The organism is Rhizobium sp. Root1220, assembly GCF_001426265.1.
Classification (GTDB): Bacteria; Pseudomonadota; Alphaproteobacteria; order Rhizobiales; family Rhizobiaceae; genus Rhizobium.
In genome coordinates, this window is record NZ_LMDG01000002.1 from 89,686 (window position 1) to 113,389 (window position 23,704).

Annotated in this window: 18 protein-coding genes; 6 read left to right on the top strand and 12 right to left on the bottom strand. The window is 59.4% G+C overall.

What is annotated here, in order from left to right; translation table 11 throughout:
- Positions 1–11 precede the first annotated feature (11 nt).
- From ASC90_RS03545 to ung, 5 genes are all read right to left on the bottom strand, one after another.
- Positions 12–1,208: a glycosyltransferase family 4 protein gene (locus ASC90_RS03545; RefSeq protein WP_056535426.1), complete on the bottom strand. Its 1,197-nt coding sequence runs from the start codon at positions 1,206–1,208 to the stop codon at positions 12–14.
- Complete coding sequence (locus ASC90_RS03550) at positions 1,205–3,040, bottom strand: Wzz/FepE/Etk N-terminal domain-containing protein (protein WP_056535431.1); 1,836 nt, start codon at positions 3,038–3,040, stop codon at positions 1,205–1,207. Before ASC90_RS03550 ends, ASC90_RS03545 begins: the two co-directional genes overlap by 4 nt.
- A gap of 172 nt (positions 3,041–3,212) precedes the next feature.
- Positions 3,213–3,821, bottom strand: a complete 609-nt coding sequence (locus ASC90_RS03555; RefSeq protein ID WP_056535432.1) for an alpha/beta hydrolase — start codon at positions 3,819–3,821, stop codon at positions 3,213–3,215.
- Between the two features lie 15 nt (positions 3,822–3,836).
- Positions 3,837–4,769 carry a VOC family protein gene (locus ASC90_RS03560; RefSeq protein ID WP_056535433.1) on the bottom strand — a complete coding sequence of 311 codons (933 nt, stop codon included), beginning with the start codon at positions 4,767–4,769 and terminating at the stop codon, positions 3,837–3,839.
- Positions 4,770–4,906: 137 nt separating this feature from the next.
- Entirely contained in the window at positions 4,907–5,608 is a 702-nt protein-coding gene (ung, locus tag ASC90_RS03565) for a uracil-DNA glycosylase (RefSeq protein ID WP_056535435.1), read from the bottom strand.
- A 151-nt stretch (positions 5,609–5,759) separates the two neighbouring features.
- On the opposite strand from ung, the gene ASC90_RS03570 reads away from it, so the two are divergent.
- From ASC90_RS03570 to ASC90_RS03585, 4 genes are all read left to right on the top strand, one after another.
- Complete coding sequence (locus tag ASC90_RS03570) at positions 5,760–7,193, top strand: phosphomannomutase (protein WP_056535438.1); 1,434 nt, start codon at positions 5,760–5,762, stop codon at positions 7,191–7,193.
- Between the two features lie 25 nt (positions 7,194–7,218).
- Positions 7,219–8,646 carry a mannose-1-phosphate guanylyltransferase/mannose-6-phosphate isomerase gene (locus ASC90_RS03575; protein ID WP_056535441.1) on the top strand — a complete coding sequence of 476 codons (1,428 nt, stop codon included), beginning with the start codon at positions 7,219–7,221 and terminating at the stop codon, positions 8,644–8,646.
- Positions 8,647–8,741: 95 nt separating this feature from the next.
- Positions 8,742–10,055 carry a UDP-glucose/GDP-mannose dehydrogenase family protein gene (locus ASC90_RS03580; RefSeq protein ID WP_056535723.1) on the top strand — a complete coding sequence of 438 codons (1,314 nt, stop codon included), beginning with the start codon at positions 8,742–8,744 and terminating at the stop codon, positions 10,053–10,055.
- Positions 10,056–10,057: 2 nt separating this feature from the next.
- Entirely contained in the window at positions 10,058–11,080 is a 1,023-nt protein-coding gene (locus tag ASC90_RS03585; protein ID WP_056535442.1) for an NAD-dependent epimerase/dehydratase family protein, read from the top strand.
- A 17-nt stretch (positions 11,081–11,097) separates the two neighbouring features.
- Here ASC90_RS03585 and ASC90_RS03590 read toward each other — a convergent pair whose 3' ends face one another.
- From ASC90_RS03590 to ASC90_RS03610, 5 genes are all read right to left on the bottom strand, one after another.
- A complete protein-coding gene (locus ASC90_RS03590) occupies positions 11,098–12,858 on the bottom strand; it encodes a GGDEF domain-containing phosphodiesterase (protein WP_056535443.1) in 1,761 nt (586 codons plus the stop codon).
- A gap of 168 nt (positions 12,859–13,026) precedes the next feature.
- Positions 13,027–13,932 carry an NAD(P)-dependent oxidoreductase gene (locus tag ASC90_RS03595; protein WP_056535444.1) on the bottom strand — a complete coding sequence of 302 codons (906 nt, stop codon included), beginning with the start codon at positions 13,930–13,932 and terminating at the stop codon, positions 13,027–13,029.
- Between the two features lie 309 nt (positions 13,933–14,241).
- Positions 14,242–17,442 (bottom strand): efflux RND transporter permease subunit, encoded by a 3,201-nt coding sequence (locus ASC90_RS03600; RefSeq protein ID WP_056535445.1) that lies wholly within the window; start codon positions 17,440–17,442, stop codon positions 14,242–14,244.
- Positions 17,443–17,565: 123 nt separating this feature from the next.
- The gene (locus tag ASC90_RS03605) at positions 17,566–18,756 is read right to left on the bottom strand and encodes an efflux RND transporter periplasmic adaptor subunit (RefSeq protein ID WP_056535446.1); all 1,191 of its coding nucleotides are present in this window, start codon (positions 18,754–18,756) and stop codon (positions 17,566–17,568) included.
- 37 nt (positions 18,757–18,793) lie between these two features.
- On the bottom strand, positions 18,794–19,615 hold the full coding sequence (locus ASC90_RS03610) for an alpha/beta hydrolase (protein ID WP_056535448.1): 822 nt from the start codon (positions 19,613–19,615) through the stop codon (positions 18,794–18,796).
- A 166-nt stretch (positions 19,616–19,781) separates the two neighbouring features.
- Here ASC90_RS03610 and ASC90_RS03615 point away from each other — a divergent pair, with 166 nt between their 5' ends.
- Positions 19,782–20,693 (top strand): LysR family transcriptional regulator, encoded by a 912-nt coding sequence (locus tag ASC90_RS03615; RefSeq protein WP_056535456.1) that lies wholly within the window; start codon positions 19,782–19,784, stop codon positions 20,691–20,693.
- Positions 20,694–20,938: 245 nt separating this feature from the next.
- Here the strand turns inward: ASC90_RS03615 and ASC90_RS03620 are convergent, their stop codons facing one another.
- Together ASC90_RS03620 and ASC90_RS03625 are read right to left on the bottom strand one after the other, a co-directional pair.
- Positions 20,939–21,841 (bottom strand): SDR family oxidoreductase, encoded by a 903-nt coding sequence (locus tag ASC90_RS03620; protein WP_056535459.1) that lies wholly within the window; start codon positions 21,839–21,841, stop codon positions 20,939–20,941.
- Between the two features lie 73 nt (positions 21,842–21,914).
- On the bottom strand, positions 21,915–22,655 hold the full coding sequence (locus ASC90_RS03625; protein ID WP_056535462.1) for an SDR family oxidoreductase: 741 nt from the start codon (positions 22,653–22,655) through the stop codon (positions 21,915–21,917).
- Positions 22,656–22,779: 124 nt separating this feature from the next.
- On the opposite strand from ASC90_RS03625, the gene ASC90_RS03630 reads away from it, so the two are divergent.
- Positions 22,780–23,670: a LysR family transcriptional regulator gene (locus ASC90_RS03630; RefSeq protein WP_056535465.1), complete on the top strand. Its 891-nt coding sequence runs from the start codon at positions 22,780–22,782 to the stop codon at positions 23,668–23,670.
- Positions 23,671–23,704: the final 34 nt, after the last annotated feature.

The window sequence follows — 23,704 nt, forward strand, 5'->3', positions numbered from 1 at the left end:
GCCCCCCAGCGTTAGATTGCCCGCAACTCCGTCAGAATCAGATCGTCGAAAATTCCCTCAAATCGATCCGTGATCCGGTCGATGTTGAAATTTGCCTCGGCATAGGCTCTGCCATTGGCGCCGAGCCGTTTGCGCAGTTCGCCGTCACCGGCGAGGCGCCGCAGGTTGTCTATGAACCCTAAGTGAGCGCCTGGATCAGACACAAGCCCGGCCTGCTCCCGCTCCAAAATCCTGCGTGCAAGATTGCTCCGCGGGATTGCGGCTATCACCGGCTTTCCGGCACCTAGGTAGGTGAGCACTTTCGATGGCACGGAAAAAGCGCCCGCATCGACCTCGATCATCGCGATCAATACGTCGGCACGGCCCAAGACACGGGGCAGGTCTGAAAATGAAACCCACGGCAGAACACGAAGATTGGATACGCCATCGGCTGCGGCGCGACGCGCGAGATCCTCAGCGACACGACCCTCGGAGAACACCTCTATCGCAACCGGCAAGGACTTCGCAGCCGCAAGCAGGATATCGGGATTGTGCTTGTAGCCCAATGTCCCGGCATAGACAGCGCGGATCGTATCCGCCACCGCAACCGCTCCGCAATTCGCGTTGGGCTCGCCGAGCGGCGCCCAGTTCTCCACAACGGAGACGCACCCAGGTACGATACCATTGCCTCGAAGGTGCGGAAGAAAGTCGTCAGTGATTGCAATGATGTGGTCGCTGCGTCTGAGAAGATCGAACTCCAGCCTGTGATAGCGCATGGCCACGACACCACCGATGACAGGAAGCTTCCGACGGAGGATGCGTCCTATGGCTTCGCTATACAAATCCTGAAGCCAGAAGACGAACCTTGCGCCATGGGAGCGCGTCGCCTTGTGTATGACGGCTTGTGTATCGAGAGGCGCATTCGAGGAAAGAACGATATCGGGCCGAAATTGACGGATCTGTTCGGCAACTTGCCGGCCGATCTCTATTTCCTGTGAGCGCCGCTTGATGAAGCCGTCCTTCCGGAAAACCGATCCCAGCGAAACTCCGACAATATCCAACCGCTTGGAATCTTCAGGACCTTTGCTCAGGTCGCCCTTCGGCGTCTGAAAGCTCGCGGAATAGACGTGCCGGACCTGATGACCTCTTTTTGCAAGGCAACGGGAAAGCTGAACCTGAAACGGATGCCCGGAATAATCATGAACAAGGATACGCTTTCCACGGGTCATGTCTTCAATCCCGTGCCAAACCAGCCACGCTGGTCTTGCATATTCAACGCCGCGACGACTGGTACCCCTTCTCTCGCATTTCCCTTCAACGCCGTGACCGCCCGCCTCGCGGCGTTCTGCGGGGTGTTGGCCCATCGGACGACGAAGAGAACCGCATCACTGAGACGGGCAAGGTACAGGGCGTCAACGGCAGCTTCGACGGGAGGCGTGTCGATGACGATGTAGTCGAAATGCTCCCGCGCGCGGGCCAGCAGCTTCTTGACCTTCGGGCTCATCAAAAGGTCGTCGGTCGGAAAATCGGCCGGACGGGCGCCAAGGATCACCGAAAGATTGGTCGCGCTATCCATCACCACCATGCTCGCCAGTCCCGGATCCGGCTCGCCGCGCAGAAGGTTGACGAATGCGGGCGTCGGCTCGCGATCAACGTGCCGGTGAATGCTTGGCTTGCGAAGATCGCAGTCGATCAAAAGCGTCCGCTTTCCGGCGAGCGCGTATGTTCGCGCCAGCGAGACGGCAAGCGTCGACTTCCCCTCACCGGGGAGCGTGGAACAGACCATGACCACGATCCCCTCATCAGTTTCATGGTCGAAGACACCCGACTTCCCGAGCAATATCTGATCAATCGCCGCCCGTATTCGCCTGATCGACTCCGAAAAGACCGAAAGCGGTGCCGCCATGATGGTATCCGACAGACCGCGACCCTGGGGTCTGTCCAGTTCGCTGCCTTCCTGATGCGGCGAAACCGAAGCGAGCGGAATGTTAAGGACCGCGCCGACCTGATCCTCGCTGGTAAATCCTCCGATGAAGAACTCCTTCATGACAGCTGCACCGACACCGAACCCGAGTGCAACGATAGCCATCACGGCAAGGGAAAGCACCTTCTTCGGGTAGGACGGAACAATCGGTGTAAGCGCCTCGGAAACAACGCGGCTGTCCGCGACCTGAAGGCTCGCTTGCGCTTCGAAGTCCTGCAACCGCGTCAGGAGGTTCTGGTATTGCGTTCTGGCAATCTGCGCCGATTGCTGCAGGCTGTAGAATTGTGTCGGCAGCCCGGATGGAGCGCCGACCTGTTCGCCGGCGCTGATCACATCCGTGACGGTTTTGCCGAAACCAGCATCGGCAAGGTGGCGCTCCGAAAACGATGCGGCGTTGCCTGACGTTGCATGTGGATCGCCATGCGTGGCGACGAAAAGATCGAGCTCTTTCTGGTGCTCCGCCAGAACATCCCTTGCGGATTCAACTTTATGTTGCAGGATGTTACGAGCTGAAATAGTGCTCGCGACCTTCGCATCGACCTGCTTTCGGATGTAGACCGCTGCCACCTGGTTGGCCAGCTTCGCCGCTTTCTGGGGGTCGTCCGACGTCACGCCTACGGTGATCAGATAGGTCAAGCCTTCCCTTCGAACCCTGACGGCATCCTTGAGCGATGCCAACACCTTACCCTTTGCGAGATCTTCAGCGTTGACGGAATTGCTTTGGCTACCGATCAATGCCAGCAATTTATCTGTAAGCCGATGTGGCCCGAACTCGGGATCGGAGAGCAATTCGCTCTCCTGGACGACGTCGAGCAGAACGGCATCGGATTGGGCAATCCGGACCTCGCCCTCGACCCGCGAATTGTCGGTCAAGCCGGTTGCCGTAACGGCATCGGGAGCCAAGAGGTTCTTGGAACTTGTGTCGACAAGAACAAGTGCCTGAGCCGAAAACCGGGGTGTCAGCAGAAAGACGACAGCAACACTGAGGAGGAAGATCGCGAGTCCCGTTGCCAGTATCGTTCGCATTTGGCGGCGAACCAATCCAAGCAGCATTCGAAGATCGGCAACGTCGTTCATACGAATGCAAACTCTCGGGTTCTAAACCAGCTACACGCTCCAGTAGTATATGAGGATAGATACCAGAAATACTCGCCGCCACACCCCTAGATCGATACGGAGAACAAGCCTGCCCGCATCCTCAAAAAGGGGTAGCCGTCGGAGCCATGAACAGGTCTCCGACTGCGCCATGTCAGAGGTACGGCTCGAAGAGCGCACGCACCGCTTCGATTTCATTGGGGCGTATGTCGTGCCCGCCAGCATGCCATTCGGTCGTGATCATGGCGCTCTGGCTTGCGAAGTACTCCGCCAGAGCCTTGGTGACAGGTACGGGACTGATCGGATCACGCTCGCCTGCCGTGATCAACACCGTGCGCCCGGCCAATGCCGGATTGCTCTTCGGCTGGAACGGGATGAGCGGATGCATCAAGACGGAAGCATCGAACAATCCCTTCTCGATGAGCACATTGGCAAGAATGTTTGCCCCGTTGGAAAAACCTAGTCCCAGAACTGCGGATGCACCGTGTGCGTCCGCAACTTCAGTAACGAACGCGGCCATTTTCTCGGTCGCCCGTGCGAGGTCCACCGTATCATAGACACCCTCACCCGTTCGCCTGAAGAACCGCGCAGCTCCGAACTCCGAGACATCGCCGCGCGGCGAGAGTATGGTCGCATCCGGCAGCATTCTCCGGCCGAAATCGAAGAACTGGTTCTCGTCACCACCGGTGCCATGCAAGGTGACAAGGATGGGTTTTCCCGGTGCACCGGCATGCAGCTGGTGCACATAATTGTTGTCAGACATCGACTTTCTCCTGCTTTAGGCTTCGAGCGGCTGCAGGTGCTGCTCGATGAGAGCACGCAGATGCTGATGCTGCTGCGGCAGCTTGAGCGCCTCGCCGAGATGTGCCGTGTCCTCGTCCCGGTCGAAGCCAGGCTCGTTGGTTGCGATTTCGAACAGGATGCCGCCTGGCGTACGGAAATAGATCGCCCAGAAATAGTCACGGTCGATCACCGGCGTTACCTGATAGCCTGTATCCAAAAGCGCCTTGCGCACTTCCAGCTGCTTCTCACGGTTGTCGACAGCGAAGGCCACGTGGTGGACGGAACCGGCGCCTGGCAAAGCCCGCGATATGCTCGGCATCGTTTCCAGATCAACGAGGTGCGCACCGTTTCCGCCCGGAATCGTCATGCGCTTCACGCCGTCGCGTTCCTCCTGCACTTCATATCCCATGAATTTCAGGAGTTCGGAGGTGGCGCCATCATCGCGCAGCCGCATGGCCACCGAGTGAAAGCCGCGTATGGCCTGTTCTTCGCCTACACCGCCATGCGTCCAGGGCAAACGTGCATCATCCTTGACTTCGACGAGCGCGAAGCCGTCGCCATCCGGACCGGAAAAATTGAGGCGCTTCTCGCCGAACGTTTCCTCGGTCTTCAGACCGCCGGCGTTGAGTTTGCCAAGCCGATCTGTCCAGAAGCCAATCGAGCCCTGGGGGATGGAGAAAACGGTGGTGCCGACCTCTCCTGTTCCCGGACGGCCTTGCGGCATCTTCGCGAACGGGAAGTAGGTCATGATGGTGCCGGGCGCTCCGGTCTCGTCACCGTAGTACAGGTGGTAGACATCCGGCGCATCGAAGTTGACGGTCTTTTTGACTCGGCGCAGGCCGAGCGCGTTGGTAAAAAACTGGTTGTTGGTGCGGGCATCCCCCGCCATCGACGTGACGTGGTGCAGACCCTTGATTTGATCGAGCATTTGAGACCCCTTTCTTGCCTGCCTCGCAGGCTTTGGATGGATCATAAATGAGCTTTGAGCGCCGATTGGAATAGCCCCGAGGGCCCGAACGCATTGTCTCTCATTAGTGAACGATAGAATTTTGCCGTTCAAAAATGCTAGGCATCTTGGGGATTGGCGGGCAACTGCCAATCGACAGGACCACGACCGCGGGATTGCAGAAACGCGTTGGCCCTGGAGAAATGTTTGCAGCCGAAAAAGCCATTATGTGCGGAAAGCGGCGATGGGTGCGGCGCCTTCAGCACGAAATGGCGTGAGGTATCGACGAAAGCCGCCTTGCGTTGCGCATACGAGCCCCAGAGGATGAAGACCACGGCATCGCATTCGTCGTTCACCTTTCGGATCACGGCATCGGTGAAGCGCTCCCAGCCTCTGTTTTTATGCGACGCCGCCTGCGCCTCCTCGACAGTCAGCACGCTGTTCAGCAGCAACACACCCTGACGCGCCCAATGCTCCAGGAAACCGTGCCGTGCAGGTGCGATGCCCAGATCGCTTTGCATTTCCTTGTAGATATTGACCAGCGAAGGCGGGATCCGCACGCCGGGGCGAACGCTGAAGCAAAGACCGTGGGCTTGACCAAGCCCGTGATACGGGTCCTGTCCAAGGATCACTACCTTGACATCCGCAAGCGGTGTCAGGTCCAGCGCCCGGAAATACTCGGTTCCTTTCGGAAATATCCGTTTGCCGCTTTGCTTCTCCGCCACGAGAAAAGCGTTGAGCTGCTGCATGTAATGACTATCGAACTCTGCAGCGAGAGCGCCCCGCCAGCTCTCTTCCAAAGCGACCACTTGTTCACTCATCAATGGTCCTCTTGCTCGAATGCGCTTTGAGCTTGCCTCAAAGGGAATTGGCAGACATCTTAACGATCGGCAGCCATGAAATTTCACATACGTAGCGCAAATTGCGTTCAAATCGTTCGCGAATTCAAGCGCGTCGGGGGACTTATTCAGAATGAAATTCGGAACAAGCGGGCTTCGAGGCCTTTCCGTAGACCTCAAGGGACGCGCTTCCGCGCTCTATGCCACGGCCTTCGGTCGCTATCTCCTGTCCAGTGGCATGGCCCATGTCGGCGACGCGGTCCTCATCGGTCGCGACTTTCGAGATTCCAGTCCAGATATTGCAGCCAACTGCAAGGACGCCCTGAACGGCCTCGGCTTCAAGGTCCTTGACTGCGGTGCTGTGCCGACGCCGGCGCTCGCCCTATACGGCCTTCGGGAGAAGGCGGCGTGCTTGATGATCACAGGCTCTCACATTCCCGCCGACCGCAACGGTATTAAATTTTACCGTCCCGACGGCGAAATCGACAAAGCCGACGAAGCGGCAATAACTGCCGGCGCCGCCGAACTCGAGAAATCGGACTTCGCCTTCCAACCCGCCAACGCCGAGTGGCAAGATTGTGCCGCCGAATGCCAGGCGCTCTTTGCCGAGCGCAACTCAAACGTCCTCGGCAGCACGGCACTTGCCGGCCTTAGGATCGGCGTTTACCAGCATAGTACCGTCGCTCGCGACCTGCTTGTCGACCTGCTCACGAATTTCGGCGCTGACGTCCTTGCATTCGGCCGGTCCGAAACATTCGTCCCCGTTGATACCGAAGCCGTGTCCGAAGAAACTATTTCCAGACTCAGGAGCGCAGCAGAGGAGAAAGGCCTAGACGCAATCGTCTCGACCGACGGCGACGGCGATCGTCCGCTTGTGACCGATGAAACGGGTACGCCGCTGCGCGGAGATCTCCTGGGCCTGATCACCGCGACTTTCCTGGGCGCAAGATCGCTTGTGACGCCGGTGACTTCGAACTCCGGCATCGAGGCGGCCGGTGACTTTGATGTCATTCGCACGCGTGTCGGCTCGCCGTTCGTAATCGCCGGCATGGAAGAATCGCTTGCCCAAGGCAAGAGCGGGGTCGTCGGCTTTGAAGCAAATGGCGGCCTGTTGACGGCCAGCGAGTTCACAGTCAACGGCCACGTGCTGGGCGCCCTGCCGACGCGCGATTGCTTCCTTCCGATCCTCGCGACCCTGTCGCTTGCGGCATCGCGGAAGCAACCGCTTTCGGTGATCGCTGCCTCCTATCACCTGCCGTTTGCCTCGGCCGACCGGCTGGAGGATTTTCCCGTCGAAGCAAGCGCGCGGCTGATGGCTTACCTGCGTGCAAGTTCGAACAATCTCACGTCGTTCTTGCAGCCAATCGGCGAGATTGGCGGCATCAGCGATATCGACGGACTTCGCGTAGCGCTCAAGGATCAGCGAATCATCCATTTCCGGCCCTCCGGTAATGCGCCCGAAATGCGTTGTTACGTTGAAGCGGAAACCGAAGCGATGGCGAGCGAGCTGCTGCGTGCCGGGTTGGAGCGCGTCCTCTGGTGGGCGCGGACTAGTAGACAAACGTGAAGAAGATATTCGGAGACAATTCCAGATGACGCAAAAAATCGTTCCCGTGATCATGGCCGGCGGCAAGGGCACACGTCTCTGGCCGCTGTCGCGCGCCGCCGCACCCAAGCAATTCATCCGATTTATCGGCGACAAGACCTTGTTTCAAGAGACGCTGCTGCGTGTCTCCGATCCAACGCTCTACGAAGCACCGGTCGTTCTCACCAATGAGGAATTCCGCTTTCTTGTCGCCGAGCAGGCCCGCGAGCTCGATATCCCTCTCTCCGGCATTCTACTCGAGCCGGTCGCGCGCAATACCGCCGCCGCAGTCGCCGCAGCAGCGACACTCGTACGCGATCGCTTTGACGACGGCACGATCATTCACGTACTCGGCTCAGACTACGAGATCGTCGCAGACGACACCTATTTCGGTTGTGTGCGCACCGCTGCTGCAGCCGCAGCCGATGGCAAGCTCGTCACCTTCGGCATCAAGCCGACAGAACCCGCGACGGGCTATGGCTACATCGAGGGCGGAGAAAGCCTTGCGAGTGGGGCGCAGACTGTGAAGCGCTTCATCGAGAAGCCGCCGCTGGTAAAGGCAGAGGAAATGTTGGCCGACGGCGGCTTCTATTGGAACTCCGGGATGTTCATGTTCGCGGTGGCGCGGCTGCTCGACGAGATGGGGACCTATGCGCCGGCGGTATTGAAGGCGGCCGCTGACGCCCTCGCCAACGGAACGGCTGACCTCGACTTCGTCCGCTTGGACAAGACTGCATTCGCCGCCAGTCCCAACATCTCCATTGACTACGCCATCATGGAGAAGACGAGCAATGCGGCTGTCGTTCCCTCACCGTTCAAATGGTCCGATCTCGGCAGCTGGGATTCCGTCTGGAAGAGCGGCAGTCGCGACGAGCACGGCAACGTCGCTGCGGCCAACACCACACTCGTCAACACCAAGAATTCGCTCGTCATGACCCACGGCGTGCATCTCGCCGTCCAGGGAATGGACGATATCGCCGTCATCGCCAGCGAGGACGCGGTTTATGTCGGTCGCCTGCAGGATAGTCAGGATGTCGGCAACATCGTCAAGATGCTCGCGTCCGCGCCCTCGACATCCAGCCTCACCGAAACGCATCCGACATCCTACCGTCCATGGGGCGGCTACACCTCGGTCTTGAACGGTGACCGATTCCAGGTGAAGCGCATCTTCGTCACACCCGGCAAGAAGCTGTCGCTGCAGAAGCATCATCACCGTTCGGAGCACTGGATCGTGGTCAAGGGCACGGCGGAAGTGACCATCGGCGAAGATGTTCAGATGCTGAGGGAAAATGAATCCGTTTACATCCCGCTCGGCGAGGTCCATCGCCTCGCCAATCCCGGCAAGATCACGCTTGAACTGATCGAGGTCCAAACCGGCTCGTATCTCGGAGAGGACGATATCATTCGTATCGTCGACGAGTTCGGCCGCAAGTGAGTGTCTTTGTCTTGAACTTATAAACTTACCTCTGTAACACCATCGCGGCCTTGCTGATCGGCGGGGCCGCGGTCGCCGTATCGGGGAATGAATCCATGCGTATTGTGATGATTGGCTCAGGCTATGTCGGCCTTGTTTCTGGTGCTTGCCTTGCCGATTTCGGCCATCACGTGACCTGCGTCGACAAGTCAACGGCGAAGATCGATGCTCTGGAGGCTGGTGAGGTACCGATCTTCGAGCCCGGTCTCGACGCGATCATCCAGCATAACAGGACCGCCGGCCGACTGGACTTTTCAATGGATCTGGCACCCTCTGTCGCCGACGCCGACGTGGTCTTCATCGCCGTCGGCACGCCGTCTCGGCGCGGCGATGGCCATGCGGATCTGACCTACGTCTATGCAGCCGCACGCGAAATCGCTGCAGCTGTCACGGGCTTCACGGTCGTCGTCACGAAATCGACGGTTCCCGTCGGCACAGGCGACGAGATCGAACGGATTTTCCGCGACGAGTTCTCCGACAAGGACATTTCGGTCGTGTCGAATCCCGAATTCCTGCGCGAGGGTGCGGCAATCACCGACTTCAAGCGACCCGACCGCATCGTCCTCGGCACCGAAGAACCACGCGCTATTGAAGTCATGCGGGAAGTCTATCGTCCGCTCTACCTCAACGAGGCGCCGCTCTATTTCTGCGAACGTCGTACTTCCGAACTGATCAAGTATGCCGCCAATGCCTTCCTTGCGATGAAGATCACCTTCATCAACGAAGTGGCCGATCTCTGCGAACAGATCGGCGCCGACGTCCAGAAGGTTGCCAAGGGCATCGGCATGGACAAGCGCATCGGGGACAAGTTCCTTCACGCCGGCCCTGGATACGGCGGTTCGTGCTTCCCCAAAGACACGCTGGCACTCGTCAAGACGGCGCAGGATTTCAATAGCCCCGTTCGCCTCATCGAAACGACCGTTGCGATCAACGACAACCGCAAGCGCGCCATGGGCCGCAAGGTCATTGCCGCCTGCGACGGCAACGTGCGCGGCAAGAAGATTGCCGTCCTCGGCCTCACCTTCAAGCCGAATACCGACGACATGCGCGACGCGCCATCCATCACCATCATTCAGGCCCTGCTTGACGGTGGAGCCAACGTTCATGCCTACGATCCCGAAGGCATGGAGATGGCCAAGGAGGTTCTTGGTCATATCGCTTACGGCAAGGATCCCTACGAAATCGCCGAAGGCGCGGATGCGATTGTCATCGTCACGGAATGGGACGAGTTCCGAGCGCTCGACTTCAAGCGTCTCAAGTCGACCGTAAAGAATCCGACGATCGTCGATCTGCGCAACATTTATCCGGTCGCCGAAGTCACCAAACACGGCTTCAACTATTTCGCCGTCGGCAAGAAGGTCGAGAAATAGGAATGCGCTATTTCATCACCGGCACGGCTGGCTTCATTGGCTTTCACCTCGCTCGCCGTCTGCTACAGGACGGCCACGAAGTCACCGGCTTCGACGGCATGACGCACTACTACAACATAAAGCTGAAGCACATGCGCAACGCGGCTTTGGCGCAGTTTCCGGCGTTTCGCCCGGTTACCGCCATGCTGGAGGACCGCAAGGCACTGGAGGATGCGGTTGCGGCCGCGAAGCCAGATGTGATGATCCATCTGGCTGGCCAGGCAGGGGTTCGCTATAGCCTTGAAAATCCAAGGGCTTATCTGACGTCGAATCTCGAAGGCTCATGGAACATTCTCGAGATCGCCAAGGATGTCGGCATCGGCCATCTGATGCTGGCCTCGACGTCGTCGATCTACGGCGCGAACGCCTCCGTTCCTTTCCGTGAGACCGATCGCGCCGATGAGCCACTGACATTCTACGCTGCGACCAAGAAGTCCATGGAACTGATGGCGCACAGCTATTCGCATCTCTACAAAGTACCGACGACCGCGTTCCGCTTCTTCACGGTCTACGGTCCATGGGGGCGTCCGGACATGGCGCTCTTCAAATTCGTCAAGAACATCTTGGAGGACCAGCCGATCGAGATCTACGGCGAAGGCAATATGAGCCGTGATTTCACCTACGTCGATGATCTTGTCGAATCGATCCTTCGTCTTTCCGCAGTTGTTCCCTCGGAAGCGAACCGCGTGGACAACGAGAAAGCGGAAACGCTCTCCCGCCAGGCGCCGTTCCGCGTCATCAATATCGGTGGCGGCCAACCTGAGAGCCTGATGAACTTCGTCGCGACCGTCGAGAAGGCACTCGGCCAGACTGCGAAACGCACGATGCTGCCGATGCAGAAGGGCGACGTGCCGCGAACGTTCGCAAGCCCGGATCTGCTAGTCGCTCTGACGGGTTACAAGCCGGACACCAAGCTTGAAGTTGGCGTGAAGGCTTTTGTCGATTGGTATCTGGAAGCGCGCAGCGAACTCGAGCCAAGCGCCTGACCGTCCGAGCAATCGATTCAGCGAACACTTTCCGTGGCCGCAAAAATGAGATCGATCTCGGAAGCCGGTATCGGAAGGCTCAGCGCAAAGCCTTGCAGTGTCTGACAGCCGAGCTTGGTTAGTGTCGCAGCGTGACTTTCCGTCTCAACACCTTCCGCGATCACGTCGACGCCGAGAGCCTTCGCAATTTCGATGATCGCTTTCACGACGCGACGCTGCTCGGCCGAGGTGTCTATCTCGTCCACAAGCTGCCGATCGATTTTCAGCCGTGACGGACGCAATCGAACAAGGCCGATAAGCGATGCGTGACCCGAGCCAAAATCGTCGATCTCGATCTCGATCCCCATCTGCTTGATACGCTCGACATTCTGTAAAAGTTCGTCGTCGCAATCATCGAGGAAGATCGTCTCGACCAGTTCGAAGACGATGGCGTCCTGCGGTATATCGAGCGCCAGCAGGTCATCGATCAGCAACGGATCGTAAAGCCGCTGGCCCGAAATGTTCACGGCGATGCGTGGCAGGGTAGCACCATGATGCTGCCACACCCGCCTGTCCTCCAGAACGTGCCTCAAGATGGCAGCGTCGATCTCGGCCGACAGACCATACTCATCTGCGATCTTCAGAAAGCCCGCCGGCGAAATGATGCCGCGTTCGTCGTGCTTCCAGCGGGCAAGCGCTTCAATACCGACAATCTCACGGGTATGAGCATCAAGTTGTAGCTGATAGAAAGGCACGATTTCGTTGTGCTCCAGCGCAAGCTTCAGCTCTTCGGCAAGCCGTCGCTTGCCCATCAGTTCATCCTTCAATTGCTGCGAGAAGAATTCGATGCGATCGCGCCCCGACACCTTGGCCTGGTAGAGCGCGATATCGGACTCGGCAAGCAGGTTTGCTTCGGCACGGTCCGACCACGAAATTCCAATGGAAGCACCGGACTGCAACATCTCGGAACCAAAGCGAATCGTCTTCTTCAGGCGCCGCTGTACGTCGCGAGCGACGCGCGTCAACTCTATCAAATTGCCGAAGTTGACGAGGATGATGACAAACTCGTCTCCACCGATCCGCGCCGCCATGCCGGCTCTCGGTGTAGCTGCTTCGATGCGCAAAGCCGCTGCCCGCAAAACGGCATCGCCAGCCGCGTGGCCAAAGCTGTCGTTGATCTGCTTGAATTCATCGAGGTCGAGATGCAACACCGCCAGCGTCGAGACTGTAGGATCCTCAGCCAATTCGATCAGGCGCTTGTCGAACAGCCGCCGGTTGGGAAGGCCGGTCAGATAATCATGTTCGGCAGCATACTCGACACGCGCGCTGCTTTCCTCGAGCGCCAGCGCACGGGCTTCGGCCACGGTCCGCTGGCGTGCCGCCTCGTCGTTGAGCCGGACATCAGCGGTAACGTCCCATTCGGCACCGATGAACGACGGGGCTCCTTCCTCGTTGACGTAAAAATGGGCACGCGATCGGATATGTCTGATCTCGCCGTTCGGCCAGACGATCCGGAATTCCGAATTGTATTGTCCCCGCCTGTGGATCGCATCTTCAAAATCCTGGATAGCGCGGATGCGGTCGTCTGGGTGAATGGCATTCGACCAGATCGCCGTTGGCACAGCGCCGCTTTTCTGCCCGGTCTGATAGAGCCGGTGCATCTGCACATCCCATGAGATGACGTTCTGATCCAGATTGTGTTCCCACACGCCGATCTGGGACGCATCAAGCGCAAGTTCGAGGCGCCGCAGGATATCCTGGAACTCCCGCTCGGAGCGTGTGGGATTGCTGGTTTCCAACGCCGTCTAAGCCTCACGCAGCTTCAGTGAAACCGTTTGGTCACGGCACATGGTCAAGGACCCCTTTATGCGCACAGAACCCACTTTCTGGCGAGAGATTAATTAGGAGACCCTAAAAATCCCTCAATGATTGCGCTGAGGCAATTCTTCGCCATCGGACAATGGGTGCTATTCGTTGGACCCGAGGCCAGGCGAACGCCCATTCCTGGCTTCCAGCTGCAGCAGCAGGCCGCTGTGATCGATTTCTCCGCCGCCATGCTCGACAAACGTGGCGAATTCGCCGCGAACCGCCTCCGTCAGTGGCAAGGTCAGCGACAGGCTTTCGGCAGTCGCAAGAATGTTGTCCAGATCCTTCAACTGCAGCTTCGAGGGACCGCCGGTGCCGAAATTGCGCTCAACCATCCTCTGGCCGTGAATGTCGAGTATCCGGCTTTCGGCAAAGCCTCCACGGATTGCCCGGCGGAACGCTTCGCGTGAACCGCCACCAGCCTCGACCAGCAGCATTGCCTCGGCGATCGCACCGATCGTCACGGCGACGATCTGCTGATTGCCGAGCTTGGCAAGTTGGCCGGCGCCGCTGGGGCCGACATGCGTGACACGGCCGAGTGGCGCGAAGACATCGGAAAGCTCCTCGACAAGTGCCGCGTCGCCACCCGCCATGATCGCCAGCGTGCCGGCTGCTGCGCCGACGACCCCACCGGAGACCGGCGCATCAAGGTGGCGGATGCCGAATTCCGCCAATTTTTCTGCATGTTCGCGTGCGGTCTTCGGCGAGATCGAACTTGAGTCAATCACGACGGCACCGGATTGCAGAGTAACGGCCACCCCTTGCGCAAAGAGCACGTCGCCGACAGCGTTGCCATCCGTCAACATCGTGAAGACGACGGACGCTCCATTCACTGCAGCGGCAGGCGTATCGGCGACAAACGCGCCGTCCTTCGCGAGTGCCTCGGCTTTTGCGCTGTCACGGTTCCAGACTGCGACAGCAAACCCGGCATCCAGCAACCGACGGGCCATTGGCGCACCCATCAGCCCGGTTCCGAGAAACGCGATGCTGCGTGCCTTGTCATTCATCAAATCGTTCCTTCCCGTTGTCTTCAAATCCGCGCGAACGATATCCTCAGGCGATGCATCGGTTTTGGCGATGTCGCTTCACCACATCGAATGGCGATCTCCCGACAGCGACCATCAGGCGCGGTCAGCTTGCCGCCGATCGTGCCCGCAGCGTCCACGATGCACCGAACGCCCCATTCGCCACGTACCGTGCGACTCCTCTCGCCCGGTGGTGCAGATCGATCAAGACATAGCCGCATGGTCGACGCAATAAAACAGAAAAGGCGGGGACATGCCCCGCCTTACACGCGTCTCGCCACCCAGAGGGGGCTATTCGGCAGCGAGCCGTATGATTTCTGCTTCTTCCGCGTCGTGCTCGTGCTCTGTGTGCTGCACCAGCGGACGATTGCCCGTCAGTCTGCGAAGCAGCACATAGAAGACCGGCGTCATGAAGATACCGAAGAACGTGACGCCGATCATGCCGGAAAACACCGCCACACCCATGGCAGCGCGCATCTCGGCACCCGCACCGGTCGAAACGACCAGTGGCACGACGCCCATGATGAAGGCCATCGACGTCATCAGGATCGGACGCAGACGCAACCGGCTTGCCTCGATTGCGGCTTGAACCGGATTTCTACCCTCGAACTCCAGCTCACGGGCGAACTCCACGATCAGAATCGCGTTTTTCGCCGAGAGCCCCACAAGGACAACCAGACCGATCTGGGTGAAGATGTTGTTGTCTCCACCGGTCAGCCAGATGCCTGTCAGTGCGGCCAATATGCCCATAGGCACGATCATGATGATCGCGATCGGCAGTGTCAGGCTTTCATACTGGGCAGCCAGCACGAGGAACACCAGCAGCAGCGCCAGCGGGAAGACGATCACGCCGGAATTGCCCGCCAGGATCTGCTGGTAGGTCAGATCCGTCCATTCGAAGCTGATGCCCTTCGGCAGGGTTTCATCGGCGATTTTCTCGATCGCCGCCTGAGCCTGCCCCGAGGAGAAGCCCGGAGCTGGACCGCCGTTGATATCGGCGGAGAGGAAACCGTTATAGCGGTTGGTCCGCTCCGGCCCGGTGGTCGCGTTTACCTTGAGGAGCGCCGACAGCGGGATCATCTGGCCCGATGCCGAACGAACCTTCAGCTTGCCAATGTCCTCAGGCTGGGCCCGGAACTTGGCATCTGCCTGGACGCGCACGCTGTAGGTGCGGCCGAAGGCGTTGAAGTCGTTGACATAGAGCGAACCGAGATAAATCTGCAATGTCTCGAAAACGTTCGTCACCGGGACACCCAGCTGTTCCGCCTTCTCACGGTCGAGATCGGCATAGAGCTGCGGAACATTGATTTGATAGGAAGAGAAGATGCCTGTCAGTTCAGGCGTCTGGTAGGCCTTGGCGATCATCGCCTTGTTGGCTTCGTCGAGCGCTTGATAGCCGAGACCGGCCCGGTCTTCTAGCTGCATCTTGAATCCGCCCGTCGTACCGAGACCGTTGACCGGCGGTGGCGGGAACATCGCGATGAATGCATCCTGGATCGCCCCGAACTTCTGGTTCAGGGACATTGCGATCGCACCACCCGAGAGTGCCGGGGACTTACGCTCATCGAAGTCCTTCAGTGTCACGAAGACGATGCCGGCATTCGACGAGTTGGTGAAGCCGTTGATCGAGAGGCCCGGGAAGGCGATGGCATGCGCAACGCCCGGTTCTGCCATGGCGATGTCACTCATCCGCTTGATGACGTCTTCAGTGCGGTCGAGGCTTGCGGCATCCGGCAACTGGGCGAAGCCGATCAGATACTGCTTGTCTTGCGCCGGCACGAAACCGCCCGGCACCGCATTGAAGAGGCCGTAGGTCGCACCCGCCAGCACCACATACACCAGCATGACGATGCTCTTGCGCGACAGCAGGCCACCGACGCCCTTTCCGTAGCCGCGCGAACCTGCGCCGAAGGCCCTGTTGAAACCGCGGAAGAACCAGCCGAAGACGGCGTCCATCGCCCGCGTCAGCCAGTCGCGCTTTGCGTGATGGTCCTGCAGCAGCAGCGCGGCCAGAGCCGGAGAAAGCGTCAGCGAATTGAAGGCGGAAATGACCGTCGAAATCGCGATCGTCAGTGCGAACTGGCGATAGAACTGTCCCGACAGGCCGGTAATGAAGGCCAGCGGCACGAAGACCGCGACAAGCACCAGCGCGATCGCAATGATCGGGCCTGAGACTTCCTTCATTGCCTTGTAGGTCGCAGCCCGCGGACTGAGCCCGTTTTCGATGTTTCGTTCGACGTTTTCGACGACGACGATGGCGTCATCCACCACGATACCAATCGCCAGGACAAGGCCGAAGAGACTGAGCGCGTTGATGGAAAATCCGAAGACGTACATCACCCCAAACGTACCGATGATCGACACCGGAACGGCGATCAGCGGGATGATCGAGGCACGCCAAGTCTGTAGGAACAGAATGACGACGATGACGACGAGCGCAATGGCCTCAAGCAGCGTGTCGATGACCTTTTCGATCGACGACCGGACGAACTTCGTCGTGTCGTAGACGATCTCGTAGCTCACGCCGTCAGGCATGCCGGCCTTCAGCTCTTCCATCGTCTTCTGGACTTCGTCCGAGATGGTGATGGCGTTGGAACCCGGAGACTGGAAGACCGGAATGGCGACGGCAGGCTTGCCGTCCAGGATCGAGCGCAGCGAGTAATCGGCAGCGCCGAGCTCAATGCGCGCGACGTCGCGAAGACGCGTGATCTCGCCGTTGGCTCCCGTCTTGACGATGATATTGCCGAACTGCTCCGGCGTCTGCAGGCGGCCCTGCGCATTGACATTGAGCTGCAGGTCGACGCCTGGCAGGCTCGGCGAGGCGCCGATTGTCCCTGCTGCAGCCTGCACGTTCTGGCCACGGATCGCGTTGGTGACGTCGCTGGCGGCAAGGCCATGCTCGGAGGCTTTCTGCGGGTCGATCCAGACGCGCATCGAATAGTCGCCCGAACCAAAAACCTGCACCTGACCGACGCCATCGATACGCGCCAGCCGGTCCTTGATGTTGAGGACGCCATAGTTGCGCAGGTAGGTGATGTCGTAGCGATTGTCGGGTGAGATCAGGTTCACGACCATCATCAGGTCGGGAGAACTCTTGACCGTCGTCAAGCCGATGGTCTTCACCTCTTCAGGCAGGCGCGGTTCGGCTTGCGAAACGCGGTTCTGGACAAGCTGTTGTGCCTTGTCGGGGTCCGTGCCGAGCTTGAAGGTTACCGTCAGCGTCATCACGCCGTCGGAGGTCGCCTGGCTGGACATATAGAGCATGCCCTCGACGCCGTTGATCTGCTCTTCGAGCGGCGTCGCGACCGTTTGCGCGATAACCTCGGGGTTTGCGCCAGGGTAGGTGGCGCGCACGACGATCGATGGCGGAACGACTTCCGGATATTCGGAAATCGGCAGTGAGCGCAGGCCAAGCAGACCGGCGACCAAAATGAGGACCGATAGGACTCCGGCGAACACCGGACGGTCGACAAAGAATCTGGAGAAATTCATTTCAAAGCCCTCTCCGGGATGAAATCGGGGAAGCAACGACCCTCTCCGGCGGTTGGGAAGGCCGCCGGTAGGTCAGTTCATTCGGGAATTCGACGAAGCCCTGAAGCGCTTCGCTGCCACGGCTTACTGAGCCGTGGCGACTTTCTCTTCCGTCTGCGGCGCTACCACGGCACCCGGACGGATGCGCTGAAGGCCGTTGACGACGATCTTGTCGCCAACAGTCAGACCGCTTTCGACGATACGCTGACCATCCGTCGCAGCACCGAGCTGGATCGGCCGGTAGCTGACCTTGTTTTCGCCATCGACCACAAACACGAACTTCTTGTCTTGGTCGGTACCGATTGCGCGGTCGCTGATCAATATTTTGTTCTCGGCCTTCGGTTGGCCCATGCGCACACGGACGAACTGACCAGGAATCAGCTTGCCGCCCGGATTGTCGAAGACAGCGCGAACGCCAATCGTACCACTCGCTGCGTCGACCTGATTATCGATCAGTTGCAGCTTGCCCTTGATCGGCGTGCCTTGATCCGCGAGCGTGCCTACCTCGACCGGGATCTCCTCGATGGCGGGAACGGCACCCTGGGTTGCGGGAAGCTGGGCAAGCGCCTTGGTGACCATTTCTTCGCTGGCATTGAAGCTTGCATAGATCGGATCGACGGAGACAAGCGTCGTCAGTGCAGGAGCGCTCGACCCCTCGGCAACCAGGTTGCCCACAGTGATCTCCAGTTTGCCGACGCGACCAGCAACCGGGGCACGGACTTCGGTGTAACCAAGCTCGAGCTGGGCGGATTGAAGGGCCGCTTGCGCAGTCCGAAGACCTGCCTGCGCTTCCGCAAAGGCGTTCTGGCGCTGATCCATGTCGCTTTGCGAAATCGTCTTGTTTTCGGAAAGCCTGTGGCCGCGTTCAAGCTCGATCTGCGCAAGGTTGACCCTGGCCTCGGCCGAGGCCACCTGCCCGGCCGCCTGTGAGACAGCCGCCTGGTAAGGTGCCGGATCGATAGTAAAGAGCAGGTCGCCGGATTTCACCAAGGCACCTTCGCGGAAGTGAACCGACTGGACGGCGCCGGCGACACGCGAGCGGACCTGCACGCGGTCGACGGCCTCCAGACGACCTGAGAACTCTTCCCAGGTCGTAACATCACGGCTGGCGACGACGGCGACCGTCACCGGCACAGCGGGAGCCTGTGCAGGGGCGGAGGCAGCCGTGGCGGTCGCGCTCATCGGCAGTTCGAAAAAGATTGCTGCGGCCGAAACGGACGCAGCAAGACCCAAACCGGCGCCCACAAGGGCCCAGCGCTTCTTACTGGACGTCATTGGTACTCTCCTTACGGCCCTCACGGCCGAAAATTAATCAGTTTGTCTTCAATGCAATGGGTCGAACACTAATGGTCTGAACAAAGCTTCCGAACTGCTCGCTGACGCTGTGCTGCCATTTCGAAACTTTTTCAGACTGACCGCCGTAGATCGATGGCCAGCCTGTCCCGGCAGGCAGGACATGCTGGCGAACCTTTACGTCGGCCTGTTTCAGGCGGTCCGCATAGCCAAGCGTTTCGTCGCGAAGTGGATCGTCTTCGGCGGTCAGAACCAATGCCGGCGCGACGCCAGAGATTCGCGAGCAGAGGCAGGGTGCAGCATATGGGTGGCAGCCGCCGCCGCTGAGATAATGGCTCCAACCCGCCGTCCACCGCTGCCGCATGCCGATACCGTCGGCCTTGCGAATGGATGCGGTCCCCATGAAAGGGTCCAGCAAGGGAGAAATCAGGATTTGACCATCAAGCGCTTCGGCATAGTGGTCCCGCGCCTTCAGGGCAACGCCAGCTGCAATGTTGCCGCCCGCCTCCTCGCCGGCAACGAGAAGCAGCGAGTTCCGATCCCCGAGACCCGACGCACGCTTGTTGGCAAGATAGGAAAAGATCGAGAAACCGACTTCGAGTGGCTTGGGGAAGACGTTGCCGAGCGGCGCATTGTAGTCGGGAACCACCACGATGGCGCCCGCGCTCGCAATACTTTCGGCAACAAGACTATCCTTGACACCGGACTCCAGAAACGCGCCACCGTGAAAGAACAGTACGATAGGAGAACCCTTTCCGTATTCGGCGCCTTGATAGACGCGTGCGGAAACGGGGCCGATCGCCACCTTTTCCAGCAACATGTCTTTCACCTGCACCGTCATAGTTCCCGCTTTCGTTTCATCGGAGTAACGTATTGCCTACCGCTACGGCTTGCAATTTCTGAAAAAAAGATATTGTTATTCCACTCACGGAATAAGCGGCATCATCATGATTACACTGTTCCAGATTTCGAACAATACCGCAGTGCAACCTGCTAGGTGATTTCCGATGGATCAACTCTCGGCAATGCGCGCTTTCATCCGTGTCGTAGAGACGGGCAATTTCACACGGGCCGCCGACACGCTCGCCATGCCCAAGGCGACGGTGACCAATCTCATTCAAGGGCTCGAAGCGCATCTGCATACCAAGCTTCTCAATCGGACGACGCGCCGCGTGATGGTGACCACCGACGGCGCACTCTATTATGAGCGAGCGGCGCAAATCGTATCCGAACTCGAGGAACTGGACGGCAGCCTGACGAACTCGCAAGGCCTGCCTAGCGGACGCCTGCGCGTTGAAATGGCGGGCGCCTTCGCGGACGAGATCGTCGTGCCGGCCCTCTGCGATTTCTACCAGAAATACCCGGACATTCGTATTGATCTCGGCGTCGGAGACCGCACGGTCGACTACCTTGCTGAGAACGTCGACTGCGCGCTCCGCGGCGGCACGCCCGCCGACCAGTCGCTGATTGCCAGACGTGTCTCAGAAGTCGACATGATCACCTGCGCATCGCCACTCTACATCGAAAAATACGGCAAGCCGGAACGACCGGAAGATCTTGAAACCGATCATTACTCGGTCAACTACTTTCGCGCACAGACCAACCGGACGCTTCCGTTCGAGTTCCGCAGGGACAACGAACAATTGGAGATCAATCCGCGATACCTGGTGTCCGTCAACGACAGTCGAACCTTCGTCAACGCAACGATGACCGGACTTGGCATCGCGCAACTGCCGCGCTTCATGATCCGCGAAGCCTTGGCAAAGGGCGATCTCGTGCAAGTGCTGCCCGAATGGACCCGCGAGCCGCTTGCGCTCTATATCGTCTATCCGCCGAACCGCCACCTCAGCAACAAGGTGCGTGTCTTCGTGGATTGGCTAGTGAAACTGCTCGTGGATTCAAAGCTTAACGAAGTTTGAAAACAAATGCGGCCCGGAAGGGAGTTCCTTCGACGGGCCGCAATTGTCTGCTATCAAATTTCCTTCAGACCCATCCACACCACCAGGGAAATGGCCCAGCCGGTATCTGAGAACCTGGCGCCCGGAGTTGGAGGTCCTCCCGTCGCCCTTACCCAATCAATATAGGCTCTGAATCTGCCTTTTGTAAGTGCTGATTCGCGAATGGCAGCTTTTTGCGGATGAACCGATGCGCTGAGACGACAAGATCAGACCTCGGAGGTCGGCTTCAGCAGATCCTCCAAACCGATCCGGCGAAACATTTCGGCACGCACACGGTCTGCCACGCCGTTGACGATTTGCGCGCCATCCTCTGAAGGATCGACGTGGACACGGAAAGGCCGCTTGCCAAAGGTCATGTTGACGACATCGACAATCGCAACGGCCACCGCGCCAGCATCCGCATCGGCCGGCTCGAGAGCCGCCAGCCCCTGAAGCGCCTGTTCCGGCACGCCTTTGTAGGGGCCTTCGTTGTACTCGACCGCACGGGCCATATCGGCTGGCGAACCGGAATGGGCAAAGTGGTTAGTACCCTTGGTGAAGGCGCCGGGAACGATAATCGACGTCTCGATGCCCCACCTGGACAACTCGGCGGCATAGGAGACGGCAAGCGAATCCATGGCAGCCTTGGCGGCGAAATAGGGCGAGAGATACGGAGGTGTACCACCGCGCGTGCTGGAGGACGACACCCAGACAACCAACCCCTTGCCCTGCTTGCGCAGGTAGGGAAGCGCGGCGCGGTTCACACGCTGGGTGGAAAGCACGTTGGTGTCGAAGAGTTCGGCGAACTGTTCCGGCGTAAAGGCTTCAGCCGGCCCAAACGACATATGGCCGGCATTGTGGATGATCACGTCGAGACGACCGGCTTCGGCAAGGATTCGGGCGATACCCGCCTCGACCGAGGCGTCTGAGGCGACATCCAGTTCGACCGAGTGCAGATCGACGCCGTTCTCTTGAGCGAAGGCTGCTGCATCGGCAACGGCTTTGGCATTGCGGCCTTCGGTGGCCCTCATGCCAGCATAGACGATATGACCCGCCCTGGCGAGAGCGCGGGCGGTGAGAGCGCCGAAGCCGCTGGATGCACCGGTGACGACGATAGTTTGCTTGCTCATTGTCCCAGTCCTTCTGCGAGATTTCTCGGGTTCCGCCGGCCCCGGTGCCGGCAGCGGGAACATATTCCGGAGATCAGACTATGCCGCCGTTGGCGCGCAGCACCTGACCGTTGATCCAGGAGCCGTCAGGGCCGGCCAGGAAGGAAACCGACGCGGCGACATCCCCCGGAGTGCCGAGGCGTTCGAGCGGGTTCATCTTTGCCATGCGGGCAACGACCTCGTCCGACTTGCCGGTCAGGAAAAGGTCGGTGGCCGTTGGGCCTGGTGCGACTGCGTTGACGGTGATGTTTCGCCCGCGCATTTCCTTCGACATGATCGCCGTCAGCGTCTCGACGGCAGCCTTGGTGGCGGCGTAGACCCCGTAGGTTTCGAGCTTGAGTCCGACCACCGAGGTTGAGAAGTTGATGATCCGGCCACCGTCCCGCAGACGTTTGCCGGCTTCGCGCAGCGTATTGAAGGTGCCCTTCAGATTCACGCTGATCTGGCGGTCGAAATTGGCGTCATCGGCATCGGCGATTGATGACAGCATCATGATACCGGCATTGTTGACCAGCACATCGATGCCGCCAAAGGCAGCCTCGGCGGCATCGAACATCCGGCGAACAGCTTCGGTATCGCTGACATCGGCCTTTGCAGTCAGCGCCCTGCCGCCGCCTTGCTCGATCTTCCCCGCCAGTTCTTCGGCCGGTGCCGCGTTTCCGGAATAGTTGACGACGACGGTAAAGCCGTCCTTGGCAAGACGCTCGGCGATGGCAGCGCCGATGCCTCTGGACGCGCCGGTGACCAGTGCGACTTTGCCCGCGTTGGTAGCCATTGTCTTTCTCCTTTGATCTTTTGCGCCGGAGCGCGTTTTCAATGTCGAGAAGATGCTCCCTTTACTCACGCGGATAATCATCCATGATCCGGCATCACAATCCGGGAATCGCGAACAAACAAAAATGGATAGATTCGATGCCATGCGGGTGTTTTCCCGCGTCGTGGAGCGACGGAGTTTCACGGCCGCCGCAGACGATACCGGCTTTCCGCGCTCCACAGTCACCGATGCAGTCAAGCAATTGGAAGCCCGCCTCGGCGTCCGCCTGCTACAGCGGACGACGCGACATGTCAGTCCGACGCTTGACGGCGAAGCCTATTACCAGCGCTGCCTCGCCATCCTCGCCGATATCGAGGACGCCGAAGGTGCGTTCGGCGGCGCAATGCCGAAGGGCATGTTGCGGGTCGATGTCCATGGTACGCTCGCAAGGCATTTTGTTCTGCCGAGTCTGCCCTCGTTCCTCGAAGCCTATCCGGACATCGAATTCTACATGAGCGAAGGCGATCGCCTGGTCGATCTGGTCCGCGAGGGCATAGACTGCGTGCTGCGCGTCGGTACTCCACAGGACAGCGATATGGTCGCCCGCCGTGTCGCCATGCTGGACGAAGTCACCCTTGCTTCGCCAGCCTATATCGAGCGGCACGGTATGCCCAAGCACCTGGGACGGCTGGAAGGACACCGTATGATCGGCTTCCGGTCGACAGCGGGCGCCGGCGTGTTGCCGCTCGAGTTCGTCCTCGGCGGCACTGTCCGCAACATCAGCTTGCCCGCAACGGTCACTGTCAACGCCGCTGAAAGCTTCATCGCGGCAGCACGTCTCGGACTAGGAATAATCCAGGTACCCCGTTACCATGCGGAACAGGATCTGGCCGCCGGAACACTCATTCACGTCCTGGCCGATTTTCCGCCGACAAAGACTCCCGTGTCGCTACTCTACCCTCGAAACAGGCAACTCTCGCCCCGCGTTCGGGTATTCATCGACTGGCTGGCGAAGGTCTTTGCTCGACAATCGTAGCGAAAAGCGGTTCACTTGGGCCAACTCTCGGAAC